We start from the raw sequence: 756 nt of genomic DNA on the forward strand, positions 1-756 counted from the left end.
GGGGCGGTTGCTGGCGGCGGTGGCGGCGGATCCTTCGGTGCCGGTGAGCCGGGTGGAGTTGTTGGGTTCGGTGGAGCGGGAGTTGGTGCTGGAGGGGTGGAACGACACGGCGGTGCCGGTGGTGGCGGGTTCGTTGCCGGGGTTGTTCGCGGCCCGGGTTGCGCAGTCGCCGGATGCGGTGGCGTTGGTGGCGGAGGGGGTTGAGCTGTCGTACCGGGAGTTGAACGCGCGGGCGAACCGTCTGGCGCATCGGCTGATCGGTCTGGGGGTGGGTGCGGAGTCGCCGGTGGCGATGCTGTTGGAGCGGTCGGCGGAGGTGGTGGTCGCGACGCTGGCGGTGCTGAAGGCGGGTGGTTTCTATGTGCCGATGCATGCGAGCCTGCCGGCGGAGCGGATGGCGGGGGTGCTGGCGGACACGGGTGCGCGGGTGTTGTTGACCGACCGTGCCGAGCCGGGTTTCGAGCACACGGCGACGGTGCTCCGGCCCGGTGACGAACTGCCGCTGCTGGAGACGGATCCGGCGGTGGCGGTGGATCCGGACCAGCTGGCGTACGTGATGTTCACCTCGGGTTCGACCGGGGTCCCGAAGGGCGTGGCCGTCCGGCACCGCGACGTGGCCGACCTGGCCGCCGACCGCCGCTGGCGGGGCGGCGCGCACGACCGCATCCTGCTGCACTCGCCGCACGCCTTCGACGCGGCCACCTACGAGCTGTGGGTGCCCCTGCTCGCCGGCGGCACCGTGGTCGTCGCCCCGCC

At 72.8% G+C, this 756-nt stretch carries 1 protein-coding gene; it reads left to right on the plus strand.

What is annotated here, in order from left to right; translation table 11 throughout:
• Positions 1 to 85 precede the first annotated feature (85 nt).
• On the plus strand, positions 86 to 756 hold a 671-nt coding region (locus IE329_RS40030), incomplete at its 3' end, for an AMP-binding protein (RefSeq protein WP_229928169.1).

Source organism: Kitasatospora indigofera (assembly GCF_014655955.1).
Classification (GTDB): domain Bacteria; phylum Actinomycetota; class Actinomycetes; order Streptomycetales; family Streptomycetaceae; genus Kitasatospora; species Kitasatospora indigofera.